Genomic DNA, 12,553 nt, shown 5'->3' with positions numbered 1-12,553 from the left:
GACGCCACCAGATCGTTGCGCTCGGCAGCTGCTCGTTCGGCTCCTACAACGGGACCGCGAAAAACGCGCTCACTGCGAACACGCCGGCGTCTCTCCCCCATCCTCGGAATACAACGCCGCGAAACTCGCCGGCAACACCCGCGGCGCCCGCTGCAACGGCGGCTTCACCGCTGCGAAGTACTCGCGCTGCCACTGCGCCGCCAACGCCGCCGCCGCCGGCTCCAGCGCCGCATCGCGCGAAGCCGGCGCATCGGCCGACTTCGCGGTCAGCCGCGAAATCAGCAGGCGCATCGCGCGCGCCTTGGTCGCATCGTTGGCGATCAAGCCGGCGAGCGGCGAAGAATCGTCGCTGTACGCCGCCATCAGCTCGAACATCGCCGGCACATAACCCGCCTCGAACGACAACTGCAGCAACGGCCCCGCCTCGGCGCGCCAGCGGTCGAACTCGGGCGTGTTGAGATGCGAATAGTCCAGCAACACCGAATCGCCGCGCGCATAGCGGTACATCGCCTCGGGCTCGCCGGCCAGCGCGGCTTGGCGCAGATAGCGGTTGCCTTGCCGCCACGCGTCGCTGTGCGCGTCGCGGCATTCGGCCAGGATCCGACGCGCGCGGTCTTCCATCCGCGTCATGTACGCGCGTTGCTCCGGCGCCAGCCCAGCGGCGGAATTTTGTTCGGCCGATGCGAGCAATTGCTGCGCGGCGGACGTATCGGCGCAACGCAGCAGGTCGACGCCGAGCTGACAGGCGGCATGGCCGTCGCCGGCGTCGGCGCGCAGGCGCAGTTCGGCCTGGCGGCGTTGACGATAGTCGGTCGGCGCGGCGGCGGGCGGAAGCGGCGCCGGCGCGATAGGTGCGGGCGCGCTCGATGCCGCGGGCGGCGCGCCGACGGGCGATGTCGCCGCGACGGCGGGCTCCGCGCCGCGTCCGCGCCACAGTTGCCAACCGAGCAGCGCGACCGCGACCGCGATCAAGCCCGCGAGCCAAACCCGGATGCCGGCGTTCATCGTGCGCTGCCGTCCTTCGTCATCGCCTTCATCGGCGTAGCATGCCCGCAATCGTCCATCCGATTCGGAGCCTTGCTATGCAATACCGTCGACTGGGTTCGTCCGGCCTGCAGATTTCCGCGCTGTCCTTCGGCGCCTGGGTCACCTTCGGCGCGCAGATCGGCCGCGCCACCGCGCGCGAGCTGATCGCCGCGGCCTGGGACCACGGCGTCAATTTCTTCGACAACGCCGAGGGCTACGCCAACGGCGAGGCCGAGCGGGTGATGGGCGAGGCGATCGCCGAACTCGGCCTGCCGCGCGACGGGTATTGCGTGTCGAGCAAGGTGTTCTTCGGCGCCGAAGCCGAGCCCAAGCCGACCCAGCGCGGCTTGTCGCGCAAGCATGTAATCGAAGCCTGTCATGCCGCGCTGCGCCGTTTGCGGGTCGAGCATCTGGATTTGTATTTCTGCCATCGCCCGGATCCGGACGTGCCGGTGGAAGAGACGGTCTGGGCGATGGACACGTTGGTGCGCCAGGGCAAGGTGCTGTACTGGGGCACCTCGGAATGGCCGGCGGCGTTGATCCGCGAAGCGCATAAGATCGCGCGCGCTCATCACTTGCATGCACCGACGATGGAGCAGCCTCAGTACAACCTGCTGCACCGCGAGCGGGTCGAGTTGGAATACGCGCCGCTGTACGCCGAACTCGGCCTGGGCACGACGATCTGGTCGCCGCTGGCGTCGGGTTTGTTGACCGGCAAATACCGCGGCGGCTTCGAGGGCGAGAGCCGGCTCGGCCAAGCGGACAAGGAATGGCTGCGCAAGATCGCGGTCGGTAGTTCGGAACAGCGGCGGATCGAGCGGGTGACGGCGTTCGTCGAACTGGCGGCGGAACTGGGCGTGGCGCCGGCGTCGTTGGCGATCGCGTGGTGTCTGCGCAATCCGCATGTGTCCACGGCGATTCTCGGCGCGAGCCGGGTGGAGCAGTTGCTGCAGAACTTGGGCGCGCTGGAGATCAAGCTGGACGACGCGGCGTGGCAGCGGGTGGAAGCCGTCACCGCCTGAGCGTAGTCGCGGTCGCTCCCTGTAGGAGCGGCGCAAGCCGCGACCGCGCCAATGCGGTTGCGGCGAAGGCTTCGTTTCGGCGTCGGCTCCGAGACGAAGCGCTGGTCACAGGCCGGGAGCAGGCAACGTTCGGCGTGGTTGGATTGGTGCGGTCGCGGCTCGCGCCGCTCCTACAGGGACTCCGGACTGCTTGCGCGGCGGCTTGGGGCTGTCGCAACCGCCGACGAGCGGCTTGACCGGCCTCGCAAAACACTGCAATCGCGTGTTGACTGGCAAATGAGAATCATTATCATCATTCGGGAGCCCACCCCCCCGAACGAGTCACCGCCATGTCTCTGCGCAACCCCGTGCTGCAGCTGAAGCCCCGTACTGATCGTTCCCTGGCCGCGGTCGCCCCGCCGGTCGCCTCGGTCGCGCCGGCCGCCGCGGCGGCTTCGGCCATCGTCGCCGCCGCCCAAGGCGGACTGGTCGAAAGCGCCGCCCTGCTGCGCGGCGCGCGCGAAGTCCTGATCCGCCACGGCGGCGAGGTCTATCGCCTGCGCCATACCCGCAACGACAAGTTGATCCTGACCAAGTAACCCCGCGCACGGCGCGCCCCAGCCAAGCCCGCTAAGCGACATCCCGCTCCACCATCGGGCAGAGCAGGGGCCGACGATCCATCGCCCCCGTACGCAACGTTCCGCCAAGCGCAGCCCGCTCCATCAATCGGGCTGCGTCGAGGAAGCAACGATCCAACCACGGCGCGCCTCGCACCAAGCGCCTTCCGCTGAGCCGAATCGCTTCAGATCCACGCAACAACGATCCGAACACCAGCGAGCCCACCCAAGCCCGCTAAGCCGCACCGCGACACCGAAGTCCACCGTTCCAACCCCGCGCCCCGGCGCGCCACCAGCCCACCCGCTCGGCAACACCCCTCTCTCCCACGTCGATCCCATCCACGGCCCGCGGCCGAAAACCGCGAAGCCCACGCTGCGAATCGCCGTTGCCGAAGCAGGCCGGCCCCGGCCGCCATCGCAAGCGCCACCCGCACCGCGCCCACCTCCGGGCGCGGTGCGGTGCGTCGGTCCGCCGACCCGCCAGCACCTCGCTCCCAGGCTGCCAGCCCCAATCCTTTGCGGATGCCAGCTCGCCTCGGTTCCAACTTTCCAACCAACCGAGTCGAAGAATGTCCCGCGTCCACACCCAGGCTGCGTCCGCGCGCCTCGCTTTCCGTTCCGCTCTTCCCGCGCGCTCCGCGCTGGCCCTGGCTTTGCTGCTGGTGCTGCCGGCCGCGCACGCCGCCGACGCGCCCGACGCCGCCGCCAGCGGCGAGGTCAACGAACTCAACCGCGTGGTGGTCAGCGCCACCCGCACCGAGCGCGCGGTGCAGGACGTGCCGGCCACGGTCAGCGCGATCGACCGCGAGCGCATGGACAACGAACTCAGCCGCAATATCCGCGACCTGTTCCGCTACGAGCCGGGCATCGACGTCGGCGGCAACCGCGAACGCTTCGGCCTCGGCGACATCCGCATCCGCGGCCTCGGCGGCAACCGCGTGCGGGTGCTGGTCGACGGCATCTCGGTGTCCGACAGCTTCGCCATCGGCAGCTTCTCCAACGCCGGGCGCAACTTCGTCGATCTGGACACGGTCAAGGAAGTCGAAATCGTGCGCGGCCCGTCGAGCGCGCTGCACGGCTCCGACGCGCTCGGCGGCGTGGTCTCGTTCGTGACGAAAGACCCCGCGGACTATCTGAAGGACGGCGCCAAGTCCTACTTCGGCCTCAAGCTCGGCGCCGAGAGCCAGAACGAAGGGATTTACGGCAGCGCCACCGCCGCCTTCGGCGGCGACCGTTGGTCCGGCCTGGTCGTGGTCAACCACCATCAGGGCAAGGAAACCGAGAACCAGGGCGACAACGACGCCCACGACGGCACCCGCACCCGCGCCAATCCGCAGAATTTCGAGGGCCGCAGCCTGCTGACCAAGCTGGTGTTCGCGCCCAGCGACAACCAGCGCTTCCGCCTGACCGTGGAAGGCAGCGAAGACCGCACCAAGACCGACGTGTTCAGCGCGCTCGGCATCGGCGCGCTGACCCCGGGCTTGCCGCCGACCGCGCCGCGCACGCGGGTGCTGTCGATGTTCGGCAACGATCATCAAACCCGCGTCCGGGTGGCCTTCGCCCATGAAATCGATGCGCTCGACAGCGCCTGGGCCGATTCGCTGAGCTGGCAGGTCTACCGCCAGGACAGCGAAACCACCCAGCGCACGCGCGAGCAGCGCGCGACCGTGATCGGCGGACGCGACACCAGCCCGACCTTGCGCCTGCGCGAGTTCAACTTCGATCAGCGCGTATACGGCGCCGAAGCCACCGCGCACAAGAGCTTCGCCACCGGTTCGGTCGAGCACACGCTGACTTACGGTTTCGAGTACGAACAAACCGAATTCCGCCAGAAGCGCGACGGCCGCTCGGTCAACCTGACCACCGGCGCCGTCAGCACCACGATCTCGCCCGACGCCTTCCCGGTGCGCGATTTCCCGATCAGCAAGACCCGCAACGCCGGCGTGTTCGTGCAGGACGAGATCCGCTTCGCCGACGGCGCGTTCCGGCTGGTGCCGGCGGTGCGCGTGGACCGTTACGAGCTCAAGCCGCAAGGCGATGCGATCTGGAACGGCGACAACCCCGGGGTGAAAATCAGCGATCTGAGCAAGACCAGCGTGTCGCCCAAGCTCGGCGCGGTCTGGCACTTCGCTCAGGATTGGTCGCTGTACGGCGGTTACCAGCGCGGCTTCCGCGCGCCGCCCTACAACGACGTGAACCTGGGGTTCACCAATCTGCAGTTCGGCTACACCGCGATTCCCAATCCGAACCTCAAGCCGGAAACCAGCGACGGTTACGAGCTGGGTCTGCGCTACAGCGGCAAGGCGGTGTATGCGCAGCTGTCGGGTTACTACAACGACTATAAGGACTTCATCGAATCCAGCCGTCAGGTCAGCGCGCCGCCGCAGACGCCGCTGATCGTGTTCCAGTCGCAGAACGTGGCCAAGGCGCGCATCCGCGGCGTCGAGCTGCGCGGCGGCGTGGATCTGGGCGAACTGAATCCGTCGCTGGCCGGTTGGTCGACGCGGTTCGCCGCGGCCTACAGCAAGGGCGAGGACAAGACCGAGGACCGTCCGCTGGAGTTGATCGCGCCGTTGACCGCGACCGTCGGCGTGGCCTACGACCGCGACACCTGGGGCGTCGAACTGGCCGGCCGTTTCGCCCGCCGCAAGAGCGATCTGCCCGAAGCCGGCCGCTTCGCCGCGCCGGGCTACGGCGTGCTGGATCTGCTCGCGCACTGGGATTTCGCGCCGGGCGCCAAGTTCAACGCCGGCGTGTTCAACCTCGGCGACAAGACCTACTGGGACAACGGCGACGTGCCCGGGACGCTGACCGCGAGCAGCCGCATCCTCGACCGCTACACCGCGCCGGGCCGCAACGTCGGCGCCAGCGTGGCGGTGAGCTGGTAAGCCGTGCGCGCGGCGCCGTCGTCGATGTTCGCCTTGCTGCCCGGCCACGGCGGCGCGCGCGGCGCGTTGCCGGCGCCGGAGCGTTTGGCGGCGGTGGCGACGGTGCTGTGCCTGCGGCCGCGCCGCCAGCGCGATGCCTTGGAAGGCTGGCGGGCGGCGCGCGAGGCGCGGCGTTTGGGCGACGGCGCCGACGAGGCGCTGTCGTTCCGCGACGCCGCCGGCCGCGAATGCTGGCGTCTGTACCTGCTTGCCGACAGCGACTTTCTCGCCTGGGACGATGCCGCGGCGTCGCTCGCCTGCGTGCCTTCGCGCGCGAGCGCCTGGGCCGCGGCCGCGCGCTGGTGGCGCCGCCTGCGAGGCGGCTCGCGCGCGCAGGCCTTGCGCCTGAGCGTGCTGCGCGACGAGGCCGGCCATTGCGTGCTGCTGGCCGAAGCGGCCGCGTTGTCGTCGCTGGGACGCGCGCAGGCGCGGCGCATCGCCGACGCGGCGGGCGTGCGCCTGGACGAGGACGCCGACGCTTGCTGCTGTCTGGCGCCGCCGCGGCGCTGAACGCCGATTCCTTATCTCTTCTTTCTTTCGTTTACAGCTAAACCGCCAATCGAGACCTTATGAACCTTCGCTACTTCCGCGCCAGCGTGCTGGCGACCTGCTTGCTTTCCAGCCCGTTCGCCCTGGCCCAAACCGCCGCGCCGTCCGCCGTCGATCCGGCCCGCGACCGCGCCTCGATCCTGGCGATGCAGGGCGAATACATCGTCGATTTCGCCTTCGACGAAACCGTGCTGCTCAAGCCCGGCTACGAGCGCGCGCCGGCGATGCGCAGCGGCGGCAACGAGACGGTGATCGTGGTCGAGGACACGCCGACTAAGATCGTTCTGCAGCACATCCTCGTGGACGGCAAGAGCGGCCACGTGACCAAGCACTGGCGTCAGGACTGGACGTTCGAGGCGCCGCAACGCTTCGAGTTCAGCGCCGACCAGACCTGGCAGGTGCGCAAGATTCCGGCCGAACTCAACCGCGGCGCCTGGACCCAGTGCGTGTATGAGGTCAGCGACGCGCCGCGCTACTGCGGCACAGGGCGCTGGGATTACGCGGCCGGCGCCGCCACCTGGACCAGCGATGCGAGCTGGCGCCCGCTGCCGCGGCGCGAGTACACCAAGCGCAGCGACTACAACGCCATCGTCGCGATCAACCGCCACACGCTGACGCCGAACGGCTGGACCCACGAGCAGTTCAACACCAAGGTGCTGCGCAAGCCCGACGGCAGCCAGGAGCAACTGGCGCGCGAGTTCGGCTTCAACGATTACGTCAAGACCCAGGACGTGGACTTCAAGCCGGCCTATGCCTATTGGAAGGCGACGCAGGGCTTCTGGGGCAAGGTGCGCGAGCGTTGGGATCGCTACCTGGGCCAGGCGCCGGGCGTGCGGCTGAAGACCAAGATCGACGGGATGGCGATGATCGTTCCGCTGTTCGAGCAGGCCGGCAAGCTGGAAGCGGGCAAGAAGGTGGCCGACAAGGACATCGATGCGGTGTTCGCCAAGTGGGTGACCGCGGCGCCGGCGGAGTAAGCGACTCCGCACCGATGCCGAAACGACGAAGGCCGGGCGCATGCCCGGCCTTCTTCTTTCCAGCGCCCCGCGCTGCCACGCGATCTACCTGTAGGAGCGGCGTGAGCCGCGACCGCGCCACCGGGCTGGCGACGCGACCGGCTACTCCGCGGTCGCGACTCGCGTCGCTCCTACAGGGGAACTTCGTGCATCGCGGGTCGAACCAGCCGCGTCAGCGCCGCCACGCGATCTGCCTGTAGGAGCGACGCAAGTCGCGACCGCGACACCGCGCTTACGACGCGACCGGCTACTCCGCGGTCGCGGCTCACGCCGCTCCTACACGAGCACTTCGTGCGTCGGATAAAAGACGGGCCGGCGCGTACTGCCGCCGGCTCGACTAGGGAAACGCGCGCCGCTCAGTCGATGCGATAACTCGACGCGGAATAGGCGAACGGCACGGGCGCGGGCGCCGCGGGCGGTGCGAGCGCGACCTTGCCTTTCGGTGGCGCAGGCGGAGGCGGCGCAGGCGGTGTGGGCGGCGCCGGCGGAGCGGGCGCGTGCATCGGCGGTGCGGGAGGCGACGGCGGCGGAGGCGGCGGTGCAGGCGGCGCGGGCGGCGCGGGCGGCGCAGGAGGCGCCGGCGGGACCCAGGCGATCTGCTTGGGCACGGTGAGCTTGAGCTTGGCGGCGCCGCGGTCGCGCAGGTAGCCAATCTCGACTTGCCCGCCCGCGGGCTTGTCGCGCAGGGCCTCCATGGTTTCGCGCGGGGTGTCGACGTTGCGGCCGTCGATGCTCTGGATCACATCGCCCGCCTCCAATCCCTTGAGCCCTTCCGGCGCGCTGATCACCAGCACGCCGCGCCGGGCGCCGAAATAGCGGCCGAGCTTGGCGTCGACCGAGGCCAGATTGAGGCCGTTCCAACGCAGCGCCTCGCTGATCAGCGGCATGGTGCAGGCCGGGTGCTTCTTGCTCTTGTCGCCGCAATCCACGTCCGGGCCGATGCGGTAGATCTCGGTGCGCACGCCCGGCGCCACCGCGACTTCGCCGGCCGGCGCCGGCCGCGCGATGCGCATGGTGCGCACTTGGGCGTTGGTGACGTACTCGGTGCCGTCGGGGTTGCGATAGACCATGACCCGCTCGCCGACCTGCGGCGCGAGTTCGACCGTGGCCTCGCGCTGCTCGCGCTGGTAACGGATGCGCGCGGGCTTGCCGACTTCGAGCTTGCCGATGAGGGCGCGCGCTTCGTTCAAGCGCGCCTCGCCGTTCTTGCCGCCGAGCGTGCGCTCGCCGACCGCGAGCAAACGGTCGCCGCTGCGCAGCCCCGCGCGCGCGGCGGCGCTGCCGGGCGTGACCGCGAGGATGGCCACGCCGCTGCGCTCGTCCGGGGCGAGGATCACGCCGAGTTGCGGGCCGCGCAGGTCGTCGCTGATCAGCACCGGGCCGAACGGCGGCGGCTCGGGCACGGCGCCGGCCGGGTAGGCGCCGCGGCGCATCTCCAGCACGGTTGGTCGGACTTGCGCGATCAGGCGCGGGGCGCGGTCGCCGGCGCTGTCGTAGCTGAAGAAATAGACCTGGTTTTTGCGCGGCGCGTCGGCCGGCGCCTGGGCGGCGTCGATGGGCGCGGCACCGGCCGCGGCGGGGACCGCGAGCGCGCCGCCGATCGCGGCGGCGAGCAGGGCGGGAAGCAGGTAACGGGAGGACATGGCGGTCTCCAAGAAACGTCGTTGCATCGGTTCGGTAAGTCGGTTCGGTCAGCGGTCGGATTCGGGTTCGGCCGGTCAGTCGACGCGCACCAGCGCGCCGTCGTAGCGCTCGCCGCGCGCGGCGTACCAGCGCTGGGTGCTTTCCACCCCGGCCAGCGAGCGCAGCGAGTCCACGCGTTCGCGCCACAGCGCCACGCGCGCGTCGGCGGGCAGGGCGGCGTCGATCAGCGCGGCGTCGATCAGGCGCAGACGCTGGTCGAGGCCGGCGCTCATCACCGCGGCGCTGGCGCTGGCGACGCGATCGTCGCGCGCGGCGGCGACCAGGGCTTCCAACTGCGCGGACTCGGCTTGCAGATCGCGCAGTTGCGCGGTCAGGCGGGTGTCGTCGGCGGCGTTCGATGCCGCAGCGGGCAGGACGCGGGTGTCGAGGCGGCGCGGCGGGTCCTTGGGCGCGGCTTCGGGCGCGGGCGAGGTCACAGCGCGGGCGATGCGGCGTTCGTTGTCGGCGGCGTTCGGCGCGGCCGCGTCCGGCGCGGCGCGCTCGGTGCGCGGCTTGCCGCCGGCATCGGCGGCTGGGGCTTCGTTGGCCTGGGAGGACGGAACGGTGGCGACCCGCGGCCCGCGCTGCGCAGCGGATTCTTGCGCCAACGGCGCCGGCGGCAACGCGTCCGCCGCCGGCCGCGGCGCGCGCAGGCTCAGCCACACGCCCAGCGGCAGGGCCGCGGCCAGCATCGCCGCCATCGCCCAGCGCCAGCGCGCGGGCGCGCGCGGCGCGGCGGCCTTGGGCGCGACGAACTCGGCCGCCGCGCGCCGCTCGGGCAGGCGCGCGGCCACGCGCGCCCAGCCGTCGGCCGGCGGCGTTTCGGCGGGCAACGCGGCGAACGCGTCGGCCCAGGCGGCAGGGGCGTTGCCGGAAGGCGGCAGGCCCGGAGAGAGCGGGGGACGATCAGGCATGGGCCTGCTCCGGTTCCAGCAACTGACGCAGGCGGCGGCTGCCGCGCGAAAGCTGCGATTTGGAAAAACTGATCGAACGCTGCATCAGCGCGGCGATCTCCTCGTGGGTGTAGCCCTCGGCGTGGTACAGCCACAGCACGCTGCGGGTGGCCTCGGGCAGTTGCGCCAGCGCGCGGCCGAGCGCGGCGGCGTCGGCCGCGGCGGGCGGCGGCGGAATGCGGTCGTCGGCCAGATGTTCCTCGTCGCTGTCGGCGTGCTCGTGGCGGCGCCGGTTGCGCAGGCGCATCAGGGCCTCGTTCACCGCGATTTGGCGAAGCCAGCCCCAAAACGGCGTGCCGCTGCCGTCGCGGTGGCCGCGGAAGTCGCCGATCCGCGTGAGCACCTTGAGCATGGTCTCTTGCAGGACTTCGGTGGCCTCGTCGCGGTCGCCGGCGATGCGCACCGCCAGGGTGAACACCGGCCGCTCGAACCAGCGGTAGATCTGCTCGAACGCCGCGTCCTCGCCGGCGCGCGCGCGCGCCAGCAACGACTCGGGCACGTCGATGGCGAAGCTCGACACGGGCCGGTCGGAGGCGGGCGAGGGCGGCGGCAGGGGCATGGGTTCGGGCGGCATTCCCAGGCAAGGATGCGCCAGGGGCGTGAAGGGTCGCAGCCGGCGGCTGGGCCTATACTGCGCCCATAAGACAAGGACTAAGGAGGGTAGTCATGGGTGCCAGTTTTCTCGCGATGGTGGTGGTGTTCGCCGGCGTGGTGCTGCTGTTCAAGACCGTGCGCATGGTCCCGCAGGGCTACCAGTGGACGGTCGAGCGCTTCGGCCGCTACACCCACACCCTGGAACCCGGCCTGCATTTCCTGATCCCGGTGATCTACGGCGTCGGCCGCAAGATCAACATGATGGAACAGGTGCTGGAAGTGCCCAGCCAGGACGTGATCACCAAGGACAACGCGGTGGTCAAGGTCGACGGGATCGTGTTCTTCCAGGTGCAGGACGCGGCCAAGGCCGCGTACGAGGTCGCTCAGCTGGAAGTGGCGATCCTCAACTTGGTCATGACCAACATCCGCACCGCGATCGGTTCGATGGACCTGGACGAATCGCTGTCCAAGCGCGACGAGATCAACACCAAGGTGCTCAACGCGGTCGACGCGGCCACCCACCCGTGGGGGCTGAAGGTCAACCGCATCGAACTCAAGGACATCCAGCCGCCGCGCGATCTGGTCGATTCGATGGCCCGGCAGATGAAGGCCGAGCGCGAGAAGCGCGCCAACATCCTGGAAGCCGAAGGCCATCGCCAGTCGGAAATCCTGCGCGCCGAGGGCGACAAGCAGGCCGCGATCCTGGAAGCCGAAGGCAAGCGCGAGGCCGCCTACCGCGAAGCCGAGGCGCGCGAGCGTCTGGCCGAAGCCGAGGCCAAGGCGACCCAACTGGTGTCCGACGCGATCGCCGCCGGCAACGTGCAAGCGATCAATTACTTCGTCGCGCAGAAGTACATCGAGGCGTTCAAATCGCTGGCCGAAGCGCCGAACCAGAAGTTCGTGATGATGCCGATGGAGTCGGCCGGCGTGATCGGCTCGCTCGCCGGCATCGCCGAACTGGCCAAGGACGCGATGGCGCAGCAGCCGTCCAATGCCGCGCGGCCGCCGCGCAGCGGGGCGTGACATGAACTGGAACGGGCCGACCGTCGTCTGGGCCGCGATCGCGCTGCTGCTGTTCGCGGCCGAAGCGCTGGCGCCGGGCGCGTTCATGCTGTGGCTCGGTCTGGCCGCGGCCGCGGTGTTCGTACTGGTGCTCGCGTTGCCCGGCACCACCGTGCTGGCGCAGGTCGCGGCGTTCGTGGTGCTGAGCTTCGTCTCGATCCAGATCTACCGCACCTGGTTCCGCAAGCGCGAACCGGCCAGCGACCGGCCGCTGCTGAACCGCCGCGCCGAACAACTGATCGGACGCGTGGTGCCGCTGGAACGCGGCATCGCGCAAGGCCGCGGGCGGGTGCAGATCGCCGATGCGTTCTGGGAAGTCAGCGGCCCCGAGCTGCCGGCCGGCGCGCTGGTGCGCGTAGTCGGCGCGGACGCGATGCTGTTGCACGTGGAAGCGGCGGGCTGAGTGGCCGCGCGCTGCGCCCAGCGGTGGTCGCGCGCGACGGCGCGGCGGCGCGCGTCGGCGGCGCTGGGCGCGTGCGCGCTGGGGCTGTGTCTGGCCGCGCAGGCCGGGCCGACCACGCCGGCGCCGAATCCCGCAGCGGCGGGCAAGCTCGCGCAGAGCGGCGCGCCGGGTAAGCCGGCGCAGAACGCGCCGGCCCCGACCGGCGCGGCGACGCCGAACGGGCCGATCCTCAGCCGCCCGCCCTCGGTGCGCGACGACGGCAAGACCGCGATGCGCGACTGGATCGGCCGGGTGGTGCCGCCGTATCCCGACGGCTATCGCTCCAACACCGGCGGCTGCGTCGGCAGCGGCCGCAGCGCCGAGCAGATCTGCGCGCGCAGCGTCGGCACCATCGACGACAGCGAAGACCGCTCGCAACTGCTGTACGCGGCCGAGCTGGTCGGCCGCGCCGGCAACGAGGCGCGCTGGAAGATCACCGACGTGGTCGCCTATCCCAAGCTGCAGCGCGGCGAGCGCGTATCGATCTCGACCTGCTTGTTCGACGGCGCCGGCGACCCCGGCGTGATCGCCATCATCGACACCCTGGTCGACAACGCCGAGGCGCGCGAGACCTTCGACGCGGTGCGTTGGGCGGTGCGGCTGGATCGGGGCAAAGGCAAGTTCGTCGGGATCAAACCCACCGAAGTGACTTGCTACAACGAAGGTCCCGACGGGGAGTGAAG

General features: G+C 70.4%; 12 protein-coding genes. 8 read left to right on the top strand and 4 right to left on the bottom strand.

The genetic code is table 11. From position 1 onward, the window contains the following. Positions 1–69 precede the first annotated feature (69 nt). On the bottom strand, positions 70–1,005 hold the full coding sequence (locus J5226_RS24175; protein WP_215837631.1) for a hypothetical protein: 936 nt from the start codon (positions 1,003–1,005) through the stop codon (positions 70–72). Positions 1,006–1,082: 77 nt separating this feature from the next. Between J5226_RS24175 and J5226_RS24170 the strand changes: the two genes are divergently transcribed. From J5226_RS24170 to J5226_RS24150, 5 genes are all read left to right on the top strand, one after another. Further along, complete coding sequence (locus J5226_RS24170) at positions 1,083–2,048, top strand: aldo/keto reductase (protein ID WP_215837629.1); 966 nt, start codon at positions 1,083–1,085, stop codon at positions 2,046–2,048. 329 nt (positions 2,049–2,377) lie between these two features. After that, positions 2,378–2,626: a hemin uptake protein HemP gene (locus J5226_RS24165; RefSeq protein ID WP_215837627.1), complete on the top strand. Its 249-nt coding sequence runs from the start codon at positions 2,378–2,380 to the stop codon at positions 2,624–2,626. Positions 2,627–3,303: 677 nt separating this feature from the next. Then, positions 3,304–5,532 (top strand): TonB-dependent hemoglobin/transferrin/lactoferrin family receptor, encoded by a 2,229-nt coding sequence (locus J5226_RS24160; RefSeq protein ID WP_215840560.1) that lies wholly within the window; start codon positions 3,304–3,306, stop codon positions 5,530–5,532. Positions 5,533–5,556: 24 nt separating this feature from the next. Further along, positions 5,557–6,081 (top strand): Hemin transport protein, encoded by a 525-nt coding sequence (locus J5226_RS24155; protein ID WP_215837625.1) that lies wholly within the window; start codon positions 5,557–5,559, stop codon positions 6,079–6,081. Between the two features lie 59 nt (positions 6,082–6,140). Then, the gene (locus J5226_RS24150; protein WP_215837623.1) at positions 6,141–7,097 is read left to right on the top strand and encodes a DUF6607 family protein; all 957 of its coding nucleotides are present in this window, start codon (positions 6,141–6,143) and stop codon (positions 7,095–7,097) included. A 395-nt stretch (positions 7,098–7,492) separates the two neighbouring features. Here J5226_RS24150 and J5226_RS24145 read toward each other — a convergent pair whose 3' ends face one another. The 3 genes from J5226_RS24145 to J5226_RS24135 form a co-directional block, all read right to left on the bottom strand. After that, entirely contained in the window at positions 7,493–8,779 is a 1,287-nt protein-coding gene (locus tag J5226_RS24145; protein ID WP_215837621.1) for a PDZ domain-containing protein, read from the bottom strand. 75 nt (positions 8,780–8,854) lie between these two features. Next, on the bottom strand, positions 8,855–9,733 hold the full coding sequence (locus J5226_RS24140; protein ID WP_215837619.1) for a hypothetical protein: 879 nt from the start codon (positions 9,731–9,733) through the stop codon (positions 8,855–8,857). Next, positions 9,726–10,331 (bottom strand): RNA polymerase sigma factor, encoded by a 606-nt coding sequence (locus J5226_RS24135; protein WP_255322925.1) that lies wholly within the window; start codon positions 10,329–10,331, stop codon positions 9,726–9,728. Before J5226_RS24135 ends, J5226_RS24140 begins: the two co-directional genes overlap by 8 nt. Before the next feature lie 107 nt (positions 10,332–10,438). Here J5226_RS24135 and J5226_RS24130 point away from each other — a divergent pair, with 107 nt between their 5' ends. From J5226_RS24130 to J5226_RS24120, 3 genes are read left to right on the top strand one after another with little or no spacing between them, the layout of a single operon-like run. Further along, positions 10,439–11,389: an SPFH domain-containing protein gene (locus J5226_RS24130; RefSeq protein WP_215837615.1), complete on the top strand. Its 951-nt coding sequence runs from the start codon at positions 10,439–10,441 to the stop codon at positions 11,387–11,389. A 1-nt stretch (position 11,390) separates the two neighbouring features. Continuing rightward, a complete protein-coding gene (locus tag J5226_RS24125; RefSeq protein WP_215837613.1) occupies positions 11,391–11,831 on the top strand; it encodes an NfeD family protein in 441 nt (146 codons plus the stop codon). Beyond that, positions 11,832–12,551: a hypothetical protein gene (locus J5226_RS24120; RefSeq protein ID WP_215837611.1), complete on the top strand. Its 720-nt coding sequence runs from the start codon at positions 11,832–11,834 to the stop codon at positions 12,549–12,551. Positions 12,552–12,553 lie beyond the last annotated feature (2 nt).

The organism is Lysobacter sp. K5869, assembly GCF_018847975.1.
Classification (GTDB): Bacteria; Pseudomonadota; Gammaproteobacteria; order Xanthomonadales; family Xanthomonadaceae; genus Lysobacter.
The sequence above is the reverse complement of the archived record's forward strand: the minus strand, read 5'-3'. Positions and strand labels throughout refer to the sequence as shown.